Below are 23,983 nucleotides of genomic sequence, written 5' to 3'. Positions count from 1 at the left end.
GGAATTCGTCTCCTGAGCCCACCACGTGCTGCAATGTGCGGACTGCAGACGACCAGCGCAATTGTCCGGGCCGAGCGCGGTGTGTCAGCCCGACAATTGCCAGCGTGCGTTGATTTCCTCGCACGCCGCTTCGATGTCGGCCATCTTCTTTTTGCTCGCCTTGGCGGCATGCGTCACAACCCGGGCGGGCACATCGACGACAAGGCAGTGCTTCGGATCAATCTCTGACGAAGGGTGTTGCTTGACCAGATATTCCCGCAGCGTCGCGGCGACGTACTCTGCGCCTTTATCCAAAAGGGGGTAGGTCTTCGGAAAATGGAATTTGATTGCGCCCGCGACGTGTCCTGCTTTTGTCTTGAGCAAGACATCTGGACGGACGGATACTGTTACCCCCGCAATGTCGATTTGGGCAGAGACAGTTGAATCGACAGGCTCGATGACCAATCCGTCGAGTACGAGCTGATCGGTTGTCTCAAGGAAATCATCGATGGCATCGGCGGATCCAGCTTTGTCCTGACGAACGAAGTCCGTACCGGGCGCCTGGCGCAGGTGTAGCGCCGCATCCCTGAGCGACTGCTCGTCCTCCATTCCATCGGCGAGGAAGCTCACGATCTCCTGTCGCGCATCGCTGTAGCGCGTCACAATGAATTCTTTCGGCGCCTTCTGGTCCTGAACAATGCGACGGCGCCGTGCTGGCGTTGCCGTAAGGTATTCACCAAGCTTGTTGACGCTGATGCGTGCTTTTGACACTGGGCTGCCTCCTGCGAGGGTCATGGTTAGCGGATGGTAAAACGACGCTGACTCTCGTTTCTGTAGGGGATGACCTACGACCAAAGCGGTATCTGGGGTGGAGTGGCGTGATGTGCCGATGAGAGCGTCGCGGAGTCCGCCCCTCGCGCAGTCATCCCGCCCGGTGGTCCGCCAGGCTGATGACCTGTGCCGGGGAAGGGACGTCAAGCGCGGTCATTCCATTGGCGGAATCGTTTGAATTGTCGTCACCGAGCCCGGCAAGGCGAATGAGGTAGCGCAGATAGGCAATCCGGCCGACCCGTGCCTTGACGCGAAACGCCCCGATGAGGAGGAGGACGAAGGCGGTACACAGCGCGCCGGTGACCATGCCAGGTGTCGTGTGAAACGTGGGTGCGAGATGCGCAACCACGGCCGAGCCTATCTCATTGGCCTTGCCCGTAAGCAGGGTTGTCAGAAGGGTCACCATGGCCAGTTCCTTGCCGAAGAGGACCGAGACGCGGCGCTCCATGCCGGTTGCCTCCTGGTCGAGCCACGCATCCGCCCGCGCGATGCTGGCGCGCGGGTATTCACGAATGCTGGACGCAAGGTCCAGGTCATGGGCGAAGTGGCCCCGGTCGTGGTGGTCCCGCACGGTGCGGATGGCCAGCTGTGCGAATGTGGCGGCCGCATCGGCCAGCAGCATCACATACCAGGCGATGAGATCAAGGAGGCCGAGGATGAGCCCTGTGGTTTTCAGGACCGGAGGAAGTGGGCCGGCAAGGAAGCGCACAGCACCGAGAAGCATCATGACGCCGAGGCCCGCGACGGCGACCCAAAGGGCGCGTCGGCTCCACTGCTGGAAGAAGCGTTCAAGGCCCGTTAGGAACCGACTGGACTTATATGGCTGCATCGCTTGAAGTGCGTTGAAAAGCGTTGTGTCGCCTCGTACTGCGTGACTGGCCACGGTGGTTCCCCTGATGACGTTGGACGGCCTGGTGCCGTAATGCCAAGGTCACCGAGGCCGGTCTCAGGGGCTGCGATGACGGACAAAATGAGTGAGGCAACAACTACGCATTTTCGGCCGGGACCACTCATGTGCGAGAGGAGAGGCGCTGACATTCCCGGTCAGCGCTCAACTGGGCCAAGCGGTCTCACGCTGCGAGACCGGCATTGGGCACCCTTAATAAAAAGGGAAGGGACCATGACATTTGAGATGAAGATGCTGCTGCGGTTGGCCGCACCTGCGATCGTTGTGCTCGGTGCAGGATTGGCGCTGGCGACCATTGCGTCGTCCGTCAGCGACCTGCCAAAGGCGCTGGGTGGGGCGCCCCTGTTTGACAACGTTGGCGATGACATGGCCATCGCCACGGCGGTTGTCGCAGGTGTCGTGTATCTCTGGCAGATGACCCGCTACTGGCGGTGGACCCAGGGAAATGGCGACCGCTGTTTCGTCTGCACATGCCTTTTGGGCCGTGAGCGCGATGGCCGTTTCGGTCCGTACCGAAAATGCCTTGGCTGCGGGAAGAACCACGCGCTCGGTCGACTCTAAGGCAAGTTGAAGGCGATTCCGCGACGCGGCGGACTCAAAATCCGTTGGTTTGCCGACCGGGACTACCCGTCTTGACAGGAGGGCTGTCGGTGCAACGATTGGCCGGGCTTTCCGTCAAGGCGCATACGGTGGACATCAAAAAATACTTTCGCGACCTCACCCATGAATCACAGGCGCTGAAGAACCGCGTCCGCAACCTGATGACGACGCCCCACTGGCTGTCGGACGGGGAATGGAAGGAGTCGGTCATCCGCTCGATGATTCGGCGCATCATCGGGCACGATATCGCAGTCGGCCGGGGATTCGTCGTCTCCGACAACATGGCAAGCTCACAAGTCGACGTGCTGTTGTACGACGCTTCCCATCCGGTGCTCCATCGTGATGGCGATTTCGTTTTCATTATGCCGGCCGCCTGCCGGGGCATCATCGAGGTCAAGACGCAGCTCGGCTACGCGCAGTTCGCATCGGCCATCGAGCGTCTTGCCGATGACGCCATGCAGATCCGCCATGCGGGAGGCATGAAGCTTGATTTTGTCGGGCTCTTTGCCTTTGACCCGAACGAACGGGCCGACGAGGGGAGAAGGGCGTTGTCGGCGCTCGCGAGGGTGGCCGGAGGCGAGTGGGAGCGGGTGGTTGACCATGTCGTCCTCGGGCCATCGACCTTTCTGCGATTCTGGGACCGGGATGAAGGTGATGTGCCCGGGCAGCATTGGTCGCTCTACGAGCTCGACCGCATGAGCCCGGGCTACTTTCTCCACAACCTGGTGCTGAGGCTGTCTGCCACGCCCGCCGAGGGGCACGAGGTCTGGTTTCCTCGTGAAGGTAAGTTGGCTCATCGCATCGCCGTGCGTCGCCTGTGAAAAGGGAGTCGGTATCGTCCGTATATCGAGTCAGTCGTGGCGCCCGGGTTCTGGGCGGGGCGCTGGTTGTTTGACCGACAAACTACTTAGGCTGCATGGCGGATGGCTACCCGTGTCCTCACTCCCTAGGCTCGGGAGCGGGGGAGGGAGAAAGCCATGTCTGATACAGGCGTTGCTCCGGTCGCCCCCGTCCCGGTCGCGGCATACATGCGCATGTCTACCGACATGCAGCAATACTCCATCCTCAACCAGAGTCTTGCCATCACGGCCTATGCGGACGCCCACGGTATGCGCGTTGTGCGTACTTACCGCGACGAAGGGCGCAGCGGCCTGACCATAGAGCACCGGCCCGGCCTGTTGTCATTGATGAATGACATCGCCGGGGGACGAAGCACGTTCGAAACCGTGCTTGTACTTGACGTATCGAGATGGGGGCGCTTCCAGAACGTTGACGAAGCCGCCTACTACGAATACCTGTGTTGGCGTGCAGGGGTGAAGGTCTGCTACGTCGCTGAGTTGTTCGAAAATGATGGGTCACCCTTCGCGATGATAGTGAAGGGGCTCAAACGGGCAATGGCCGCCGAATACAGCCGCGAGCTGTCGGGGAAGACGGTCATTGCCCATCGCACCCTGGCGTCCCGTGGATTCCATCAGGGGGCGAGTCCGGGATATGGCCTGCGCAGGTTGCTCATTGACCAGTTTGGCAAGAGGCGCCAGATTCTGGAGCGGGGCGAGCGGAAGGGGACGCAAACGGATCGTGTCGTTCTGGTACCTGGACCGTTGAAAGAGCAGCGCACCGTCCAGTGGATGTTTCAGCAGGTGGTTGCAGGAAAGACCTACACCCGCATCGCAAATGAACTCAATGAACGGGGGAGCGTCACGCACTTCGGGAAAGCCTGGACGTATGGCCGGGTGCATGAAGTCATCACGTCTGAGCGCTACTGCGGCACTCTGGTCTACGGGCGCGAAGCAAAGCGCCTTGGCGGGGCGGTTCAACAGCAGCCCGTCAGCTCATGGGTCCGTGCCGACGGTGCCATCTCGCCGATCATCAGCAGGGAGCTCTTTGATGCCGCCCAAGCCGCGCACAAGGCACAGAACGGCCGGGTGTCGACGCAGGCCATTGTTGAGCGGACGCGACGCATCCTTGAGCGGGAGGGGCGGCTGTCGATTGATCTTATCAATGCAGACCCAGGGTTGCCCGACAGCCATGCGGTTGCACGCCGCTTCGGCGGCCTGACACCGCTGTATCGCATGCTTGGCTACGTGCAGCCAAGAAATCCCGACGTTGCTGCGGCCAGAGAGCTCATCACGACGTGGCGAAAGTCGGTGACTGGATTTGTCGAAGAGTGGCTGAGGGACGCCGGATCGACGGTGACGCGCGACACGTGGACGCTTTGCGTTGATGGCGTGTGGACCATGTCGTTCACGGTTGTTCGGGCTGTTGGAAGGCAACGCATGCAGTTCTTCAACCACCGGGCGGTGGACGACGCGGACATCGTGGTCTTCGTCCGCACCCGGATAGACGAACCGGTGCCGCGCGACTACCTCGTTTTGCCCCGTGTCTTGTTTCCCGTCTGGCCACGGTCGTTCCATGCGCGAAATGGACCATTGATTGACCAATGCACGTATCCGTCGCTCGCAGTCCTTGGTGATCTGGCGCGATTGTCCAGACGGGAGGTCATGCGGTGTGGATAAACAAGGCGGAGCGCGCTTGGCGCCGCGCCGGCGAGACTCGGCAGTTGTGTGCGAAGGCCCGTGCGGCGGAGGCGCACTTTGCCGCTTTTGATCGCGCGGTTTCCCTGCTCATGGAGGACGCGACCGGTTGTCGCCATCTTGCGCGGCACGGCATTACGCGTCGCTGGTGCCAGCGATCGAGGCGGCAGGGGAAGGGTGGCGTCGAGGGCATGTCGGTGCTCGAGGGGGTGATTCTCCGGGGCATCTGCAGTCAGATTCTCGATGATGCGTCCTTTGTCCGCTGGATGTCGCATGCCCGGCCAGAGGCCCTGCGGGCATTGCATTCGGCCGTCGGCGACACCGTGCCGGACGCCCATCCAGGCGCCTGACTGCAAGCGCAACACATGGTTCGCGTTCGATTCATCCATTCGTGTCGTGGTTGCGCCCTTCAGTTGGAGAAGCCCTGACCGATACAGCCCAGACCCATCACCCGAGGCTGTCCATGGATCTTTCGTTCCTCCCCGACCCGACCCCACTTGCGCCGTATCTTTCCGCCCTTGCCGTCGCACTTCCTGTTGCATGGCTGGCCATTCGTGGCCGCTCGCTCTTTCCGCTTCGTTTGCGCCTGTGGCGGCTGATACATCGCAAGGCCGATGTGGAGGCCGAATGGCTCGCCGGTCCGATTCGTGAGCGCATGGAGTTGATGAAGTGCCGCGCACTGGTGATGTGGGCAGACAGCTACGCAGAGGCGCGGCGGGTGGAGGCCTGGGCGACTGCCCGTGGCGTTGACCTCGGGACGTTGGGCGAATGCAGGAACTACTTCGACCGCAAGGCCCTGACGATTTCCGACAAGCTCCCCCATCTGTGGCGTGTTCGTGGCACCGCGCTCGTGTTTGCTTATATCGCCTGCCTGTTCATGACCTTTGGCGCGATTCTCCTGTCCAAAGACGAGGCGATGGTGTCCCTGAAGGCCAACGGCCACCGGTTTTACCTGTCGGCCGAAGGTGCCCATCCGCTTGGGGTTCCGCGTTATGCGGCGATGACCGTCACAGACTGCAAAACGAACGACGACCCCGCCGGCTTCAACGGCGATCGCGCCGATGTGTGCGACATTCTCAGCGACCCGCACCTGCCGGCAGCCGTGGTCTCCGACGTGAAGGCCCAGCATTTGGCGGGGGGTGCCTTGTGCGTCCTGGCCGCGTTCGTCTTGCTGCTTCTCTACCGGTGGACCGCGTCGGTCCGCTCCTCGCATGCCGTGCGAGACCAGATCGAGCGCCATGCAGCGGCAAGCATTCCGGTACCGTCAGGTGGGCCGGTCGGTCGCGAAAGCTGGTGAACCGGGTCGGCGGCGTCCCATGGCCGGCCGCCTCTTGACAGGTCACGGATCCTTGCCAGGATGGGGGTCCCGAGGTGAGTCTCGTGAACCTTCTCCTGCAGGCCGCCGAACCCGCAACCATTTTCCCCGGTCGCGTCATACCACGTTCTTTTTCGCGGTACGAGGACGAACGGCCGTATGAGCGTCCCCAAACACCGGCGGAAATGGCCGACTGGCTCGATGCCTTCGGCTATGCGCTGGCGCCCGCAACGGAGGCGGTCGAACGGCGGTTTCCCGGCAGCGCCTGGGTAGCCTGGCGGGACGAGTTTGTGCAGTTCGTCGATGCCAGCGTCGAGTCGACGTGGGGCCTTGTCGCGCTACCTGAGGTGGCTGTCCTGGAGCGACAATGGGGGCGGGCGGTTTTGGCGTTTGTGGCAAAACAGCGCTTTGTTGAGCGATTGTCCGAAGCGCTCGCAGAGGCGTCATCTGCCGTTCTCGACGCGACCCTGGACTGGCTGGGGAGCCCAGCCAGTCCAGCGCCCGCCAGTGTTCCGGACGTCCTGCGCAGGGAGGATCCCCGGACGCTCGCCAATGTGTGGGACCATCCTCCGGGTGACCTTGCGGCGCTGTCACCGAAACAGTGGCGCGAAGGCGCCAGGCTATGGCGGCATGCCAACGCCGGTCATCAATGGTGTCTTACCAGCACCGCACTTGAACTCCTCGCTGCGGAGGAGCGTCGGCGATTGTCCCGTTTGCCCTCTGCATGCGGGTGCCATAGCCGGGATCGCCTCTAGACCTTCGGTTTTGCACGCCGATACTCCGGTTCGGCGGTGACATCGTTCTGGAGCTCGCCAAGGTCTGCGCGAGCGTCTCGGATTGCTGCGCTCTCTTCTTCCGTTGCCAGACGTGCTCCTCCTTTAGTAATGACCCATGTATCCAGGGAAACGCCAGGTGGAATGGTCATGAGTTGTTGAAGAAGCGCTGCATCGGCTATCAGTTCACGTGCGCGAGCCTCGGCCTGTCCGAAGGACGCAAATTCCGTGTCGAGGTAGGGACCCGACGGTCCGGCACAGATGGCGAAAAGCGGGGATGGGACTTCCACGAGCTGCGCGGTCGGCATGCCGCTGGCATCCCTTTCCGCCTCAAAAAATGCTATCTCGTCGATGAAGACCGGCACTGAAGTGTTGTTCAGTGGCGTGCTTTTGACGATCTTTGCGATGCGCGCGGTGGCCATGGCGTTGGTTCTCCTTGATCAACAGGACGGGTGATGGGGGCGCAGTGTCACTCAATGCGGCGGAGCGCCATCGCCATCCTTGCACTCCTCTGTTGCGACTCGACATGCCCGCTGCATGTCATGGCGCGCGAGCGACTGCCGCATTTGACGCTTTCCATTTTATCGCCGAAAACGTGCATTGATGGGTGGCGCCTCGAGACGAATAATCACACGAAAGGGGATTGGAATGGGCTGCACGTGCCAATTATCGTGCGCGGCTTTTTGGCCAGTCCTGCTGGCCAATCGATATCCCAGCGAGCGTCACGCGCGGACGAGCGTGTCGGGAAAGTCCGAGGCGGACTACGACTTCATCGTTTTCGGTGGCGAAGACCGTGCTGAAATCCGCCATGTGGGTCACGACATCCGCCGTTGGCTGCCCCTTGACCTGTTCCCGTCCCTCCGCGACGCGGAGGGCGACCTTGCACGTTGGGGGCGTTCTCCGTTGCGTCCGCTGCTTGACAGGGCGGCCCAATACATCGACGCCAAGGTGCTCGAAAAGATTGCGCGTGATGTCGACGCGGCTACGGCGTCTCTCACGAAGCTCGGTGACCTTGATGCTGTCGTCCAGGGCGTCAATACCCAGTTGACAGCGATGGTCGGTCCGCAGCACGCGGTTAGCACCGGACTCGGACTTGCGCCGACGGAGGGTACGCGCCTCATCCGCGCGCTCCAGCTGATGATTGACGGCAACCGCCGGGGTGTCGCAGAGGCGAGTCTCGGTTCTGCAAACGTGCTCTACCTTGCGCTCAAGCATCTCGAAATGCAGGCACTGGCCGACGAGAACGCGCGCCGTCATACCTTCCTTGCCATCGAGGAGCCGGAAGCGCACCTGCATCCACACCTCCAGCGACTCGTCTATCGCACGTACCTTCGCACCAAGGACGTTACTGAGAAGGTTCGCAAGGCGTACAAGGCCCGCACGATCCTTCTGACCACCCATTCGGCCAACGTGGCAAGTGTGGCGCCGTTAGCCGACGTCGTCGTGCTCAAGCGGAAAGCGACGGGCACCGTCGGACGGAGTCTGCGAAGGGCGGCGAAGTCACTGGACAAGGGCGACCTCGACGACATCGAGCGCTACCTAGACGTGACGCGAGGGGAGTTGTTCTTCGCGCGTGGCGTGCTGCTGGTCGAAGGCGATGCCGAACGGTTTCTGATGCCGGCACTCGCCGCCCTTCACGACCCGCCGCTGGATTTCGACGAACTTGGCATTTCCGTCTGTTCGGTTGCAGGAACGAACTTTGCGCCCTATATCCGTCTTCTGGGCCATGCAGGCCTTCGAATTCCCTATGCCGTCCTGACCGATTTTGACCCGAAGGAAGGGCCAGGAAGCCAGGAGGACCTTGACCCCAAGGAGGTCGGTGCCAAGAGCGGCTATGGGTTGAAACGTGTGGTGAACCAGATCATGGCTGAGGTCATGCCCGAGAATATCTGGGAGCGGCTGTCATTCCAGCAAGTGGTCGACGACGCACCGGAATGGGGTGTTTTCCTGAACGACCATACCTTTGAAATTGACCTCTTCAAGGCCGGTAACCACGAGTTGTTCAGCACCGCAGTCCAGGGTGTGACGACCAACAACCGCATGATTGAGCGCTTTGCTGGGTGGGCCGCCGACCCGGACAGCCTCGACAAGGCCGCATTCCTCAAGGACATCGATTCCGTCGGGAAGGGGCGCCTGGCCCAACGGCTCGCGTCCCTCATCACCGAGCAGGGTGAGATGGAGCTGCCCGAGTACATCGCCAATGCGTTCGACTACCTCCATTCGGAGCTCGACGAGCTGTGACGGGATGGCGTGATGAGGTTCCGGGGATCCGGAAGAACGCCGGACAGTGGAAAGCCTTCGAGTCGAAGGGCAACTGCGTGGTGCTCGCGGGTCCCGGCAGCGGGAAGACCAGGACGATTGTAATGAAGGTCGCACGTCTCGTGACGGAGGCCATCACCGAACCTCACCGGATCGCCGTGCTGACTTACAGCAATGCTTGCGTCAACGAGATACGGCGCCGCCTCTCGAACCTGCGTCTGGATGACGAATCCCGGGTCCTCGTGTCCACCGTCCATGGATTCTGTCTGGTCGAGCTCATCATGCCGTTTGCGAGGCTGGCCGGCGTCTCCGTGCCCGAGCCCCTGGTGGTAGCGACGGAAGCCCAGCGAAGCCGTCATTTCGGAGAGGCGGTGGCTGAGGTTCTTGGGCGGCGCACGGACTACAAGTTCAGGATGCGCTGTGAGGTCGCTCGTATGGCCGTCCAGGATCGGCAGTCGCCGGCCTGGACGGGGGATGACCGCGTTGAGCGGAAGGTCGTTGATGCGTTCGAGCGGCGAATGGCCCGTGCCGGCCTTATCGACTTCGACGGGATGGTGCTCGCAGGCGTCGAGCTCATCGACAAGCACGAATGGGTGGTGCACCGATAACATGGGCGAATCGGACATCACGGTCGCAGCGTTGACCCGAAGCCTGTTCCGGATCCTCCGGCTTCCCCGACGGGAAGCCCCTGCACTTGCCGTGCAGCTCGGGCTTGCGCGGTTCCTAGTCAAGGGCAAGAAGCCCGCCATGGCGCTTCGCACCTGGCTTGCTGGTATGGAGAAGTGTTTTCTCAAGCAGGCATTCGACGCCGACCCGACGCTGAGCGAAGAGGCCGCCCAATTCCGTGCCCTTCGCGGACTGTCCGCCCACGGGAAGGCCCTCGGCCACCTGACGGTGTCAACATTCAGCAACCACGGACGAGACCCTGGGCGATTGTTCCTGACCACCCTCTACAGTGCAAAAGGTTTGGAGTGCAATGCCGTGATTATGCCGGGCCTCGAGCATGGGCAGGTGCCGCGTGCAGACAACAATGCCGAGCAGCAAGCGGAGGCGAGGCGACTGTTTTACGTTGGCCTTACGCGAGCCCGCCATCAGGTGCACTTGATGTATGCCACGACACCATCGGTCTTTGTCGAGGCGGTACAAGATTCACTCGGTGAGGCTGGCGAGTCAGCCTGACGGCACGCTCGAGGGACCCCCGCAAAAACGGAGAGCACGTCTTAGCATGCGTTGCATGCAAGCGTCGCACGGTGTGCGCCGGGCCCGCTGTGCGGGTAGAAAGTGCCGATGGAAAAGCAGGCAATCGCACCGATGTACAGCTGGCCACGGGCGAAAGGCGGAATCTTTTTTGGTGTGAATGTCGCGCCATCCGGGTTTGGCGTGTTTCAAGTCTGTCACAAGATGCGCATACAAAACCGCTTTTTTCACGATGTTTCAAATAGTATGGCGCTCAAGTCCGTTCCCGCGCCACTGGGCGCGTTACACCTGAGATCGTCTGCAACACAATGGCATTGCACCCCCTTGACGGGTGAGAATTCTACGGTACAGCTGAAAGCACAACGAAGGCGCTGCGTGCAACAAGACATGCGCTTTCATCCGGCCAGGATGGTCACTCTGCAAAAGGACATGCATGCCTCAACACGCCAGACCCCACCTCCATACCCACCAGCGCGGCAAGCGCCACTCAGCGGTTGCGGGCGCAGCCTATCGGCTGGGAATCGACCTTCTCGACGAGCGCACCGGTGCGCTGCACAAGTACTCGAAACGCGCTGGAAAGGAAGTCGTCCATGCCGAGACGATTGGACCGCCTGGCGTGCCGGCCTCGATGCTCGACCCAGGCGTGTTGTGGAACCTGGTCGACAAGGCGGAGAAGCAATCGACGGCGCAGATTGCACGGGATTTCCGTATGCCCATCCCGCTCGGGCTTGGCAAGGACGATGCCGTCGAGATGGCACGTGGCATGGCCCGCTTCATCGTGGCGCGCTTCAACACCCCGGTCTCCATTGGTGTTCATCGCGACAATGCAGTCGACCTTGATGGGAACACGAAGGATGAAAGCAAAGTGGGGTTTCACGCGCATCTGTATTTTCCCACCCGCGAGCTCGAGAAAGAGGGGAGCGGAGCCTCGGCGCTCTGGTTCCTCGGGCGCAAGCTCTCGGAACTGTCCAACCGCAACACATCGGGAGAGTTTGTCGACACGCTAAATGCAAAGTGGGCGACCCTCGCCAACCGGTACGCCGCCAACGCTGGGCTTGAGGCGAAGTACGAATCGAAAAGTTACAAGCGCCTTGGCCTTGATATCCAGCCAAAGCCAGAGCGCGCCCGGCGCTTTGGCAAGGACAACAAGTGGTACAAGCCCACTGGTGCCTTCGACGTCGGTGGCGTGACCCTGGTCCCCGGCGAGCGGCGGAGGAGGAAGGAGCGACTGCATGCTGACCGAGCGATCAAGCATTCGCCTGCGGTCAGGCTTGATGCGGCAGCGGTCCGGCAGCGCATTCTCGAGCGTCGCGCAACGCGGGCTCTCAAGGGTGCGACGTCCTCGGTGGGCAGACTCAAGCGGCGTGCCCGGGCAGGCACGCACGGCAAGGCGCCGTTGCTCAACCGCGTGCGCTTGGTCGGTGGGCGGATGCTTCGCATGGATTCCCACCTGCGGTTGGCCGAAGCCATGCGTCGTGCCGGGCCGCCGCCACGGACGGAAGCCGACCAGGCCGCCTTGGAGAGGGCCATGTTTTTTGCCGACTTGCTCGAATCCTTGCTCTTTTCCGTCGAGCGTGCCCGCCAGGCGGCGGGGGACTTTGCGATGCAGAAGATGCGCCGCGAGATGAGACTGGCAGATGCAGCGAGCCGTCAGTCCATCGTCGACGGGGACCTGCGTCGCGCTGAGCAAAATCTCGACCGCTGGATGATCGCCCATCCCCTCCGAGCCCAGCTGCGCCGTGCGTCGGGTCAGCATGCATCCCTGGTCGAGGCGCGGGACCGGGCAGCAAGGCATGCCCGGCAAGTGTGTGATGCAGTGAGAAAGCACGAGGCCGGGGTCAGTGAGGCAAACCGGGTCCGTGTCCTCCAGAAGATGGATGAGCGCAAGGCCCATGGTGCGCTGCTCGACGCCTTGCAGGCCTACAAGACGGAATTTCCCGCGTTTGCGGAGGCACTCATTCCGTTTCTCGACGACACGCAAAAAATGGACATCAAGGCGCTGGCCGTCGACCTCGACATTGACGGCGCGGACCTTGTCTCCACCGAAAGAGCGGACGCCCCGTTCAATCGCCCGCAAAAACCCCACTGAACCCACCAGCCAGGGAGGGCTGCATGCAAAACAACATCGAACTTGAACTCCTGCTCCGTCCCGCCGGCGGGACTGTCGTCTCCCTCATCGCCCAGCGTCTTCAGACGCGTCTCATCGAGGAGCGCAGCACGACCGTGCATGATCATCGCGTGGTCAGGGACGACACCGTTCCGTCGATTGCACCGACGGTGGCGCCTGTGGGCCAGCCGGGCTGGACGGCAGACACCGGTCAGGTGTGGAACCGTGTGGAATGGACGGAGCGCCATGGCACCTTGCCTGCGGCCTTCGAGCTCCGCGTCATGCTGCCCACGGCGTCCGACGCCGCCATGAGGACTGTGGCGGGCAATCTCTCGCGCTTCATCGCGCAGGATCTCAACGTGCCGGTCACATGGTCGCTGATCGACGCCGAGGTGCCCTGGCCGTTGCGTACGAGCCTTGTTCCGGGCCTTCGCTTGTGTTTTCCCACCCGCGTGCTGCCGGGGGGCGGCCAGCCGTCCGTCGTCGACCGGTCGGGTCAGCCTTCGGGCTTTGGAGGGCGGCTGTTGATGGTGGCCAATATCCGTGTGATGAAGCAGTTCGAGCATCGCGTCGGAATGGAGCTCCAGCGGCTGATGCAGGCGGCGTCTGCGGCGGCGGGGGCGGTGTCCCGGGCACCCATGGCCCCGAACGTCGGGATCTTTTCATTCCCCGACGGTCCGGCGGATGGGAAAGCGGTCCCGCTGCGGCTGGCACCCGACATCAGTGCCGTCACGCACCCGCATGTGGCCCGCCTTCAGCGGGAGGGGCCGCGTGGACAGACGGTCATGGAGTTGCGCGAGTTCGATGTGGCGCTGGGGTTTGCCAGGACGGTCGAGGACGCACTGCGGGACGTCCTCGACAAGGACCGCCAGTACGACGAGTGCGGTGAGCGGCAGACGCGCCTCCAGAGTCAGCTTCTTGACCACGCCTACCTGCTCGACCGGGCGCGTCAACGGCGGGCGTCATCGGCGTCGGCGCTGGCCGGCCTGCAGGACAAGAAGGTCGGGCTGATCCATTTTGCCAAAGGCCGAATGGAACTCGCATCCCTGGCGCGTGAGCGGCATCACCGGGAGAGGACGATCGCCCACATGCACGTGCAGGAACTGAAAGCGTCCATCGCCCGCATGCAGGACCGGGTAGGGGTTGGTGTCCATGAGTCAACCGTGGCACGTGCCGCACGCGACGTCGCGCAAGACGAGCTCCGGATTGCCGTCAAGTCCCTCCATGCGGCCGATCCCCGCGTTCTGTCACACCTGATGGGCTTTTTGACCGGGAAGGAGCGTGCCTGCCTCAAGGCTGCGATGGCGAAGGCCGTGCCGGTGGAGATGCCCGCTGGCGGTCTGTTGGGGGACGCTGCCGAAGACACCCGGGCGGGGCCGCCGGCCAAGCCCTCAAGGACGCCCAAACCGTGAAATGAGCCGTGGCCACGCAGGGCGGTGGCGTCAGCACCATGCATGGCGCACGCAGGCGGGCAACGCTCGCCGTCGCAGACGCTGCGACGTCTTCTGGTCTGGCGCGCACCCGGTTGGCCCGGCTGTTATTTATCGACCCTGTGCACTCGCCAATAGAAGTGCGCGACGCTTGGACAGGGAGGACAATACTCATTTCCGGCAAGTTGAGTGCATTGTCCGGCCGGTCCCGCTTGTGCACATGGGCATGGACGTGCGCCCGTTGTTGAAGGTCGCACAAATGCTTGTCAGGTTTTTCCGCCGCCTATCGTAGGTGTTCGCCTACGACGGACGATATAGGGACGGCTTGTGCCAACGCATTGCCAGAACGTGGACGCAATTAGTTGCGAGTGGACGTTCGCACGCGTCTGCGCGTAAAAGCCACGTCGATGGTCGACACCAACAGTCCATGCTGCATGAATTGAGGGGCGGGACGCGACAGCAACGCAGTCGCGCGCCGTTCTAGCCAGACACGAGTCCGCGCAAGTTTCTTCGGTCACTCTTCACGGGAAGCTAATGCGCGTTTCCTGACGTTCCGCCCTGCGCGCAATGCGCAACCAGATGCCCAGCGGGATGGGGCCTTTTCGGCGCAGTCGGAAGCAGTCGGGGGACGGGGATGTTGGACGTCAATGTGCGGTCGTGCATGGCCAAGGTGGCGTGCGTGCTAGTTGGGATGTGCCTGGCGGGTCACTCGCTCGCGCAATCGGCGGCAGTCACGCCGGAGAGCGAGTACCAAAAGCGCGTCAAGGTCAGTGAGGACATCCAGCCAGTGGGAGACCATCCCTTTGGCGAGAACATCAGTCTTTACAACGGCGCACTGTCGTTTGACGAAAACGATGTCACGCTTCCTGGGCAAGGACCTGACATCGTCATCTCCCGCTCGTTCCGCCCGGCCGACGTGCCGCCCCAGTCGGTGTACTACGACTTCATCGACAACGCACTCGTTGACTGGTCGCTTGAGACGCCCCGCATCGAGACACTGTCGGCCGCCAGCAGCACGGCCAACCTCGACCCGCCACCGGATGCGCAGTGGTACTTCCTCTCCGACGCGCAGCGATGCTCAAGCCAGCTTCCCGCGCAAAGCGAGTTTGTGTCGTTCAAGGGCACGGTCATCACCTACCCGGCCGAGAACTGGTGGCATGGTATCCAGCTCATCGTGCCGGGCCAGGGCAGTCAGGATGTCCTGACTCGCGATACGGCCAACACCCAGACCCCTGCCATGGTCGACACCTCGGGAAATGCGATTGTCTTCCCGTGGCTGACCAAGGCGCGTTGGGCCATCGGCTGCCTGCCGTCGACGTCCAACGGCCAGCCTGGGGAAGGTTTCCTGGCGGTCTCTCCCGAGGGCATGCGGTATTACATGGATGCGCTGTTCTACCAGCGCACCGATTACGTGGCAGAAGGTGGCGGCGGCGCGCTACATCGCCGGCTGGTGACGATGAAAGTCTCCAGAATCGTCGATCGCTTTGGCAACACGGTCAACTACCACTACGACGTCAACGGCAACCTCACGCAAATCGACAGCCCGGACGGTCGCACGGTCAGCCTTGGGTATGACACCTGGCAGAACCCGGCCAAGGACGCGTCCGGCAACTTTTACGACCCGCCGGGGTATCGCCTGCGCTCGGTCACGGCCCAGCCCGGGAGCGCTCACCCGCGCACCTGGACCTACAACTACACCACCGACCCGGTCATTCCGCGTCTGAGCAGCGTCCAGCTGCCGGACGGGTCCGCCTGGTCGTTCAACCTCGGAGGATTCGCACCGCTGCCGGGGGACGGCTCGCTCATCATGAATGCGGGGTGCGACTACACACTCCGGCCTCAGGACGCGGTGGCCTCGCAAGGATCCATCACCCAGCCTTCCGGCGTCACCGGCACGTTTTACCTCCAGAGCACGATTCGCGGGCGCTCGTATGTGCCGTATGCATGTCTGAACGTCAATGGCTCGTTCCAGACAAATTATCCGGCCGCCTACAAGCAAAACTCGCTTGTGCGTCGTGAACTGTCGGGGGCTGGCATCGGAACGTTGGCTTGGACCTACAGCTATTCCTCGCCGAACGACAGCTGGTCGACCTGCACAACCGGGTGCCCGACAACGGTGACGACCGAGATGGTTGACCCGTCGAACCGGACAACAAGGTACACGTTCAGCAACCGCTTTGACGCCTCCGAGAGCCTGCTGCTGCAGTCGACGCTCTATACCGGCAACGACACATCGACGGCTGTGCGCACGGAGACAACCGACTATGCGTTGCCGCCAGATGACGGTTCATGGCCATATCCCTGGCCCAAGATGCTCGGCGCCACGCCGGTGCATTCCATCAATCCCGACCAGGCGGGACGTCTGGTGCCGGTGACGAAGAAGACCACGGGCCAGGACGGCGACACCTACACCTGGGCCGCCCAGTCATTCGATGCCTTCGCCAATCCTGCCCAGGTCCAGCGCTACAGCAGCGTCGCGGGTCAGACGGATGGCATCACGGAGACAACCGGTTATCTCAACGACCCTGCCTACTGGGTGCTCGGCCAGACCCTTCAGGTTGTGAAAAATCTTCCCTTGCCGGCGGAGACGGAGGCGGTCAACACCTACACCGCCCAGGATGAGTTGCTGACCCGGGCACGGTTTGGCCAGACGCTGATGACGTACGGTTACAACGGCGCAGGGCAACTCGCTTCATACACCGACGGCAACCAGCACACAACGACGCTGACGAACTATGTGCGCAGTATCCCCGGCTTGGTCACGTATCCCGATGCATCCACGGAACAATTTGGGGTCGACGAGTTCAGTGAGGTCTCGTCGGTCACCAACCAGGCGGGCAACGCGACCTCGTACGCCTACGACAGTGTTGGCCGGCTCGCGCAAATCACCTATCCGGCCGGCGATACAGTCGGCTGGGCGCCGCGCGTCTTCAGCTATGCCTTCGTCGGGGTCGACGAACGTGGCGTGCCCGCCAACCACTGGCGCCGCACGATCGACCAGGGCGACCGGACGGATGTGACGTATTTTGACGCACTCCTGCGGCCGATGTTGGCTGGCCGTAGCCGGGCCAGCGACGGAGGCCTTGCGACCACGACCGTTACTGTGCACGACTGGAAGGGGAATGTGACATTCCAGTCGTACGCCGATGATGGCGCCAAGGCATTCACGGAGGTGACCGATGGAATCTCCACGAACTACGACCCGTTGTCCCGGCCCATCCAGCGCATCCAGCCATCCGAGACGGGCGTGGCACTCACCACAGTCACGGCATACCTGTCGGGCGCGCGAATCCAGGTCACGGACCCCAACAGCAATTCCACGACGACCAGCTACCAGGTCTTTGACACGCCGTCACAAGACCGGCCCATCCTCGTGCAGGCACCGGAAACGGTCACGCAGGTCATCGCCCGCGACATCTATGGCAACCCGCTGACCATCAGCCAGGGTGGCATCGATAAACAGTTTGTCTACGACAGCTTCAAGCGGGTCTGCCGGACATTTGAGCCCGAAACGCAAAGCACGGTGTCGGCTTTTGACGGAGCAAACAACGTCATCTGGACCGCGAAGGGTCAACAAATCACGGGAGACGGCTGTGGCCAGGACCAGGTTGCAGTGGCCGCACAGGTGAGCCGCAGCTACGACAACCTCAATCGCGTCACCGAGGTCGACTACCCGGGCGCGTCGCCGGTCACGACGCGGGTGAGCTACACGCCCACCGGCAAGCTCAACACCGAGGATTCCGGGCTTGTCCACACAGCGTTTGCCTACAACAAGCGCGACCTGCAGACCGGTGAGAGCCTCTCGGTAGATGGCTACTTGTGGCCCGTGGGCTATGGGTATGACGTCAATGGCGCGTTGTCGGCCATGACCTATCCGGACGGAAAGGCCGTGACGTTTGCACCGGACGCCTTCGGTCGACCCACCCAGGCGGGTGCGTATGCCAGCACCGCAAGCTACTGGCCGGACGATATCGTCGAGCACATGATTCTGGGTAACGGCGTGGACTATCTCTCAGGGGAAAACGCCCGAAAGCTGCTCATGTCGCTGTCTTACGCAGTGGGCACAACACCTCAGCTCGAGCTCGATTATTCGTACGACAACAACGCCAATATCTCGCTAATTCACGACGCCGCCGGATCGACCCATGAGCGCAGTTTCAAGTATGACGGACTCAACCGGCTTTCCGAGGCGAACTCGGACTTGTGGGGCGGAAAGGAAACGTATGTGTACGATGCCAGAAACAACGTCGCCTCGATAACGACGGGTACGGCCAGCCCGAGCACCGTGACCTACACCTACGACGTCAACAACCTGCTCCAGGGGACTTCGGGAGCCGTGTCGCGCACCTTTGCCTACGACCCGCATGGCAACGTCACGACCAATGGCACCTCTCACTACACCTACGATGGCGCTGATCGGATGTCGGCAGTCACGAGCATTTCGTCGAGCTATGCCTACGACGCCGAGGACCGACGGGTGAAGGCGACGGGAAGCGGTACGACGACGTACTCCTTCTACGACCACGGTGGCCAGTTGCTTTGGCAATACGACCCTGTGGGCAACACGGGGACGGATTACATCTATCTCGGCAAGCACCTCGTGGCCAGTACAAAAAATGTCCTGATCCCATCCTTGGCTCCTGCATTGACGGCACCGTCATCGGCCCAGGGCGCCGTTGCCTACACAGTCTCCTGGACCAGCGTTCCGACAGCGAGCAGTTACGAGCTGCAGGAAGAGCCCGATGGGGGCGCCTGGGCCGACATTTCCAACGCAGCTTCGCTCTCAAAATCAGTGACGCATCCGTCGGCCGGCACGTTCCACTACCAGGTCCGGGCCTGCAACGCAGGCGGATGCGGTACGTGGAGTGCCATTGCGACGACCGTGGTCAGCGCACCCCCTTCCGCGCCGGCGGCACCGGCGAGCGTCACGGCGACGCCAGCGGCCAATCTCCTGACCGTCAGTGTCAGCTGGCCTGCGGTGGACACGGCCACGTCGTACAACGTCGAGCAGCGCATCGGATCCGGGGCGTGGTCGTCATCGACGGCCGTGCCGGGAACATCGACGTCCGTCTCATCCGTGGCAGACGGGGCCTATGCCTTCCAGGTGCAGGCCTGCAGCCAGTACGGCTGCAGCGCGTGGACATTGAGCAACACAGTCACCGTCCAGCATACGCCAGGCGCACCAGCCTCCATCAATGTGCAGAATCCGAGCTCCGGGTCCATTGCCATCAGCTGGCCGGCGGTGACCTACGGGCAGACGTACGCCGTCGGCAGGAGCACGGACAATGTGAACTTCTCGGACGTTTACTACGGCGCGGCGACGTCCACCACGCAGTCGGTGGGTTCGACAGGGACCTACTGGTTCCGCGTACGGGCCTGCAACAGCACCAACGGGACGCTTTGCAGTGCAAACAGCCCGTCTGCCGGGTCCGTGGTCACCATTCCGCCATCCCAGGCGCCCGGTATCTCGGTCCCCGGCACGAGCAGCAACGGCTGCTACACGGTCACCTGGAATGGTGTGGCGGGCGCCACGTCCTACACCATGCAAGAACAGGTCAACGGCGGCGGTTTTGCCAACATTGCCAACAATGGCTCTGGTGCGCTGGGCATCTGCGGCAAGGGCAACGGCACGTATGGCTACCGGGTGCAAGGATGCAACGCCGGGGGATGTGGGCCATTCAGTGGAACGGCAACGGTCACGGTGGCACTTATCCCAGCGGCGCCAACGGACCTCACCTGGTCCCTCACTGGACCGGCAACGAAGAGGACGGTGCATCTTGCCTGGAATGCCTCGACAAGCGCGACGTCCTACCAGGTCATCGAGACGTTATCGCCTGATCCCCAGCAGCTTTCCGGCCTGCAGTGGACCGGGAATGCGACCACGTACATGCAGTACCAGGTGGTCACGGCCACGGCGCAGTACTGGGTGCGGGCGTGCAACGCCAGCGGTTGTTCGGGAAACAGCAACGGCGTTGCCATCTCTTTGCAGAACGGCAGCGCGTTTGGGCGGGTCGCCGAGGAGAACTCCAATGACGGGAAGTAACCGGATGCGTTCCCATTTCCTTGGCGTGATTTTGTGCCTGTTCGGGGCGGTTCATGGGTCTGCGCTGGCAGCAGAGACCGTCACTTACTACTACACAAATCAGCAGGGCACACCTCTGGCGACAGCGGATGGGGCGGGCAACCTGCTCACCACCTCTGAGTACAAACCGTACGGCGCGCAAGCTGCAGGTCAGGCAGCCTCCGGACCGGGATATACGGGGCATGTGAATGACCCGGAATCAGGGCTTGTCTACATGCAAGCGAGGTATTACGACCCGGCCATCAGTCGATTCCTCAGCGCAGATCCTGATGGTGTATCACCAGGGAATTCGCTTGCTTTCGGTCGGTACGCGTATGCATCCAACAATCCCGTTGGAAATGTCGATCCCAACGGGCGCGAGGCCGCATGCGTCAGCAGGGCGGACCATTGCTCGCAGGCTGGGGAAGGTCTTGCGGAAGCGCCTGGGAAGCTTGCGAACCTGCTTGACGAGGTCAATGACGACGTGGTCGTCCCTATCATGGGAGCGAACCCGGCGGCAGGTGAAGAAGTGTCGGGCGCCCTCAAGCTGACGGCTCTAGCGTTGAGGTTTGGTGAGGGCGCGGAGGTCGCCGAAGCCGCTGCGGTTGGTGCAAGCGAGGTTCCCGAGGCATCAGCGCCGGTGGCAGAAGGATCGTTCTCGGTCGTTGACTGGACCGGGTATCCTGCGGGGGTCGCCAAGCCGACAGGCCCAATGAGGCTGCTGGCGGGCACCGAATACAGCACGGCGAGGGCTGCAGCGAACAATGCCAATCGGTCGATTCGAAACTTGTACGGAATTACCTCGAAGGACCTTCAACTTCACGAAATCAAGCCTGTAAAGTTTGGCGGAAGCCCTGCGGACATTGAGAATAAGGTATTGCTGCCGAGGAGCATACACGAAGGTCAGGTAACCCCATGGTGGAACCAACTCCAGCGCGACTTAACAAATTAGGCGGTGTATGTCCCTGAACTCGATGATTTCCAGCTGGGAGCCCAACGCGGCGATCGATCGCCCGTCATTGGAGCGGGCACTTGGGGCTGTGGCCAATCGTCTACCGGACGACTATCTGAGGTTCATCGAGACGTCCAACGGAGGGGCTGGCTTCATTGGGCCCAATTTTATCAATCTGTGGAGAGTCGAGGAAATCGCGTCTTCGAACGAAGACTATGAGTCATCACGATATGCACCAGGCCTCCTGCTCTTTGCCTCCAACGGGGCAGGAGAGGGATTTGGGTTCGATCTGCGTCAGACGGACGTGAAGGTAGTGATGGTGCCGTTTGTCGGCCTTGGGTGGGCCGACGCGATTGTCCTTGGAGATGACTTGACCGGACTGTTTTCGAGGCTCGCTGAGGATACTTTGTATGAGTGAGCCGTACGTGCAGACGGACCCGCTCCGCAAGGACCGCGAACTTTTTTTCATCAAGCCGATAATGCTGGGCGGCGACGCTGAGGACCCGGCGAATCGGGTGTGGCTCACCCGCGAGGAGCATGTTGCTGCGGTACGCTACTGGAATGGAGTCATTGAGAGCCTTCGGGGCGCGTCATCAACAGAATGACTGCGTTGCCGGTGAGCCCCCGGGCGCGTCTTTCAAGTATGTGCTTTGTGTCGTCTGCCACTCGTCTGTGCGCTCAGGGTCGGCGGTCTGTCGACCATCAACGCGCAACGCGATGTCTGTGTCTCAAGCTCCGGCATCGATGGCGTCGGTCAGCCTGAGCAGCGCCCGGCCAATGCCGGGCACTGCAACCGTCGGCGAATCCTTCATCAGCCACGCCATGCCCCGTGCTGCATGGGCGACGTCCTCGAAGCCCGCCTCAAGCGCATATTTGAGGACCAGGTGCGTCCGAAAGCGGGCCTCCTCGACGTCTGTGTTCAGCAGCGCCGTGCCGACCGCCATGGCATCGACGGCCAGTCGGGCGCGGGTCAGCAGAAGGTCTTCATCAACGTGGCTCATGACAACAGCGTACGCCGCACATCGTGATGGGACCATCAGCCGGAAGGGAGGGGCCTTGGCAGGTCAGTGGGGAACGCGAAGCGGCGTGTCGAGCCTGAGCTTGCCCGTCTCCTGGAGCGCCTGCAGCGCTTTCATCTCTGTAGGCTCCAGCTTGAACGTTCTGGACGAGCCCGCGCGGGGGAACACGACCTTCACTGTCCGGCCCTCCCCCTGATGGACGTCCCCTGCATGTACGCGGATGACGGGCTGGGGGAGGCCTTCGGCGTCGTCCATTCCATACACGAAACCCGAGGGCAGGAATGCAACGTAGCCGTACTGCTCAATCGTTCGCCCGGTATCGCACTCGACGACCGGCGTTTCCGGCAAATGTCGGCGGGCCGCTGCTGCGATGGCTTTCTTTTGCGCATTGAGCGCGCGGATATGGCCATTGATATCGGGCGTGAGGCGTGCCGCGCGGTGGTTGAGCCAACGGGTGACGGGCCCGGCGTTGCCTTCGCCCACCCATACATCAGCATAGTCAGACACCGTCCTCGGGCTGTACGGATCAAACTTCCCATCTGCAAAGGCCTCCGGCAGCTTGAAGGAGGTGATGCGGACGGAGTACCCAGCCCTGGTCCAGGCGAGAGTGCCCACCTTCAACCGGCGCACGCCAGACTGCCCCTGCTGCGTGATGACAAGTTCATTGGCCGCGTCGTCAATGAAGAGGGACAGCCGGCCAAAGGAAAAGCGGCTGCGGCGTGCGTCGATTTCACGGAACAGCGTACGCCCAATGTAGAGCAGACCAATGAAGGCGGCGGTGCCGGTGAGCGCGAGGCAGATGTAAAAAAGAGACGACATGGAAACTCCGGAGTCAGTGGCGTATTCGCACGTGACGCGCATGGGGCGCGACAATGCATGCGGGCGGGGACGCAAGGACATGGACTCAGCCCCGGTTGCCGTTGGGCTCATATCCCGCAATCCACATGCGGTAATCCCACCCACCGCCACTGACGCCGCTGCCAAAGCCCGTGACGCGCAAAAGGCGGGCGATGACCGGCCACTGGGCCCACACCAAAGGCTCCGGAATCGACCGGATGAAGAGCGCCATCGGCGGACTCGGGCCTTCGGTTGCAACGGTCCCGGTCGACGCCACCGGCGGATGCGTTTCGGCTCCCTGCGCGAGACGCGCTTCCATATCGTTGGGCATGGCGTATCCGGTTTGCCCCAAATCGTTCGTGACCTTGACCGGCGAGCTCCGACAGATCTGGAAGCGCTCATCGTGATGACGGGTCGAGTCAGTCCAGATACGAGCCCGGGCGGTCCAGCAATCGAGTTTCGTGCCGTACTCCTCAAACGTCACGGCGACGCGCGGCCACGCAAGATGCCCGAGCTGGGCTTCGGCGGACTGACTGGCCGGGAAGATGCCCACGAGCTGGCTGGCACCTGGGGTGAGCGGCCGGAACGCGTCGCCCCGGCCCGAGCCGGGGTTGGTGATTTCCTGCCCGATGCGGTGCCCGGCACTCTTGGCGGTGTCGCCCACCCGCTCCCAGAAAGATGGTTTGGCTGCGGTCGACCCCTGGGCCGGGATGTCCTGGGCGTCGGCCGGCGTGGCGGCGAGGAGGGCGAGAAGTGCGATGAGCGTTTTCAATCCGGTTCCCCTGTTTTCCGTGGTGGAGGAATGGTAGATCGAAAATACAACAAGATGGAGTATTTGTGTTTGGCGTTTAGCGTCGCTTCACCCAGATGTGAAGTGTCCAGATGCCGAAAGGCGAGTCCAAATCAGTCCACTCCGAACAATTTCCGTTTTTCCAGGAGCTGCTCGTCGCCACGCGTAAGGGCGCAGGCGTGACCCAGGTGGCCATGGCGAGAGCGCTGGAGAAGTCCCAGCAGTACGTGTCCCATGTCGAAAACGGGGATGTGCGCCTCGATTATCTCCAGCTCCGCAAGTGGCTTGCGGCGTGCGACGTAAGCATCGTGGATTTTGCAGTCGAGCTTGAGCGACGCCTGCAAAAGGCCGGGCTTTAAGAAAGGCACCTTGCGCTGTCTCCGGATCTGAGC

21 protein-coding genes are annotated in these 23,983 nt (G+C 62.2%); 15 read left to right on the top strand and 6 right to left on the bottom strand.

Annotated elements, in window-relative coordinates; all coding sequences use genetic code 11:
- Positions 1 to 84 precede the first annotated feature (84 nt).
- On the bottom strand, positions 85 to 750 hold the full coding sequence (locus L2Y96_RS13005) for a hypothetical protein (protein ID WP_247326399.1): 666 nt from the start codon (positions 748 to 750) through the stop codon (positions 85 to 87).
- 151 nt (positions 751 to 901) lie between these two features.
- On the bottom strand, positions 902 to 1,693 hold the full coding sequence (locus L2Y96_RS13000; RefSeq protein ID WP_247326397.1) for a hypothetical protein: 792 nt from the start codon (positions 1,691 to 1,693) through the stop codon (positions 902 to 904).
- A 237-nt stretch (positions 1,694 to 1,930) separates the two neighbouring features.
- Here L2Y96_RS13000 and L2Y96_RS12995 point away from each other — a divergent pair, with 237 nt between their 5' ends.
- From L2Y96_RS12995 to L2Y96_RS12975, 5 genes are all read left to right on the top strand, one after another.
- Entirely contained in the window at positions 1,931 to 2,278 is a 348-nt protein-coding gene (locus L2Y96_RS12995) for a hypothetical protein (RefSeq protein ID WP_247326395.1), read from the top strand.
- A gap of 89 nt (positions 2,279 to 2,367) precedes the next feature.
- Positions 2,368 to 3,138, top strand: coding sequence for a DUF6602 domain-containing protein (locus L2Y96_RS12990; RefSeq protein ID WP_247326393.1), 771 nt, complete (start codon positions 2,368 to 2,370; stop codon positions 3,136 to 3,138).
- A gap of 213 nt (positions 3,139 to 3,351) precedes the next feature.
- Entirely contained in the window at positions 3,352 to 4,833 is a 1,482-nt protein-coding gene (locus L2Y96_RS12985) for a recombinase family protein (protein ID WP_247326391.1), read from the top strand.
- Between the two features lie 481 nt (positions 4,834 to 5,314).
- Positions 5,315 to 6,148 carry a DUF6216 family protein gene (locus L2Y96_RS12980; RefSeq protein ID WP_247326389.1) on the top strand — a complete coding sequence of 278 codons (834 nt, stop codon included), beginning with the start codon at positions 5,315 to 5,317 and terminating at the stop codon, positions 6,146 to 6,148.
- An 83-nt stretch (positions 6,149 to 6,231) separates the two neighbouring features.
- Positions 6,232 to 6,921: a serine/threonine-protein kinase gene (locus L2Y96_RS12975; protein ID WP_247326378.1), complete on the top strand. Its 690-nt coding sequence runs from the start codon at positions 6,232 to 6,234 to the stop codon at positions 6,919 to 6,921.
- Here the strand turns inward: L2Y96_RS12975 and L2Y96_RS12970 are convergent.
- Positions 6,918 to 7,361, bottom strand: coding sequence for a hypothetical protein (locus L2Y96_RS12970; protein WP_247326377.1), 444 nt, complete (start codon positions 7,359 to 7,361; stop codon positions 6,918 to 6,920). The two genes, L2Y96_RS12975 and L2Y96_RS12970, sit on opposite strands and share 4 nt — an antisense overlap.
- A 316-nt stretch (positions 7,362 to 7,677) precedes the next feature.
- Here L2Y96_RS12970 and L2Y96_RS12965 point away from each other — a divergent pair, with 316 nt between their 5' ends.
- The 9 genes from L2Y96_RS12965 (at position 7,678) to L2Y96_RS12925 (ending at position 21,550) form a co-directional block, all read left to right on the top strand.
- On the top strand, positions 7,678 to 9,180 hold the full coding sequence (locus tag L2Y96_RS12965; RefSeq protein WP_247326375.1) for an ATP-dependent nuclease: 1,503 nt from the start codon (positions 7,678 to 7,680) through the stop codon (positions 9,178 to 9,180).
- Entirely contained in the window at positions 9,177 to 9,806 is a 630-nt protein-coding gene (locus L2Y96_RS12960) for a UvrD-helicase domain-containing protein (protein ID WP_343218412.1), read from the top strand. The genes L2Y96_RS12965 and L2Y96_RS12960 overlap by 4 nt, the downstream gene beginning before the upstream one ends.
- 139 nt (positions 9,807 to 9,945) lie before the next feature.
- Positions 9,946 to 10,377: a 3'-5' exonuclease gene (locus tag L2Y96_RS12955; RefSeq protein ID WP_247326368.1), complete on the top strand. Its 432-nt coding sequence runs from the start codon at positions 9,946 to 9,948 to the stop codon at positions 10,375 to 10,377.
- Between the two features lie 451 nt (positions 10,378 to 10,828).
- Positions 10,829 to 12,484, top strand: coding sequence for a MobA/MobL family protein (locus L2Y96_RS12950; protein ID WP_247326366.1), 1,656 nt, complete (start codon positions 10,829 to 10,831; stop codon positions 12,482 to 12,484).
- Positions 12,485 to 12,507: 23 nt separating this feature from the next.
- Positions 12,508 to 13,914 carry a hypothetical protein gene (locus tag L2Y96_RS12945; protein ID WP_247326353.1) on the top strand — a complete coding sequence of 469 codons (1,407 nt, stop codon included), beginning with the start codon at positions 12,508 to 12,510 and terminating at the stop codon, positions 13,912 to 13,914.
- A gap of 652 nt (positions 13,915 to 14,566) precedes the next feature.
- Entirely contained in the window at positions 14,567 to 19,975 is a 5,409-nt protein-coding gene (locus L2Y96_RS12940; RefSeq protein WP_247326350.1) for a hypothetical protein, read from the top strand.
- Positions 19,962 to 20,945, top strand: coding sequence for an RHS repeat-associated core domain-containing protein (locus L2Y96_RS12935; protein ID WP_247326347.1), 984 nt, complete (start codon positions 19,962 to 19,964; stop codon positions 20,943 to 20,945). Before L2Y96_RS12940 ends, L2Y96_RS12935 begins: the two co-directional genes overlap by 14 nt.
- A 7-nt stretch (positions 20,946 to 20,952) precedes the next feature.
- Entirely contained in the window at positions 20,953 to 21,363 is a 411-nt protein-coding gene (locus L2Y96_RS12930; protein ID WP_247326341.1) for an SMI1/KNR4 family protein, read from the top strand.
- Entirely contained in the window at positions 21,356 to 21,550 is a 195-nt protein-coding gene (locus L2Y96_RS12925; RefSeq protein WP_247326338.1) for a hypothetical protein, read from the top strand. The genes L2Y96_RS12930 and L2Y96_RS12925 overlap by 8 nt, the downstream gene beginning before the upstream one ends.
- A gap of 123 nt (positions 21,551 to 21,673) precedes the next feature.
- Here L2Y96_RS12925 and L2Y96_RS12920 read toward each other — a convergent pair whose 3' ends face one another.
- The 3 genes from L2Y96_RS12920 to L2Y96_RS12910 all read right to left on the bottom strand — a co-directional run bounded on the left by L2Y96_RS12920 (position 21,674) and on the right by L2Y96_RS12910 (position 23,573).
- Entirely contained in the window at positions 21,674 to 21,946 is a 273-nt protein-coding gene (locus L2Y96_RS12920) for a hypothetical protein (RefSeq protein WP_247326336.1), read from the bottom strand.
- 63 nt (positions 21,947 to 22,009) lie between these two features.
- Complete coding sequence (locus tag L2Y96_RS12915) at positions 22,010 to 22,783, bottom strand: hypothetical protein (RefSeq protein ID WP_247326333.1); 774 nt, start codon at positions 22,781 to 22,783, stop codon at positions 22,010 to 22,012.
- A gap of 85 nt (positions 22,784 to 22,868) precedes the next feature.
- Positions 22,869 to 23,573, bottom strand: a complete 705-nt coding sequence (locus L2Y96_RS12910) for a hypothetical protein (protein ID WP_247326330.1) — start codon at positions 23,571 to 23,573, stop codon at positions 22,869 to 22,871.
- Between the two features lie 110 nt (positions 23,574 to 23,683).
- On the opposite strand from L2Y96_RS12910, the gene L2Y96_RS12905 reads away from it, so the two are divergent.
- On the top strand, positions 23,684 to 23,950 hold the full coding sequence (locus L2Y96_RS12905) for a helix-turn-helix domain-containing protein (RefSeq protein ID WP_247326327.1): 267 nt from the start codon (positions 23,684 to 23,686) through the stop codon (positions 23,948 to 23,950).
- The last annotated feature ends 33 nt before the right edge of the window (positions 23,951 to 23,983 follow it).

It is taken from the genome of Luteibacter aegosomaticola (assembly GCF_023078475.1).
GTDB classification, from domain to species: Bacteria; Pseudomonadota; Gammaproteobacteria; order Xanthomonadales; family Rhodanobacteraceae; genus Luteibacter; species Luteibacter aegosomaticola.
Note: the sequence above shows the minus strand (reverse complement) of the source record. Positions and strands in the feature narration are given on the sequence as shown.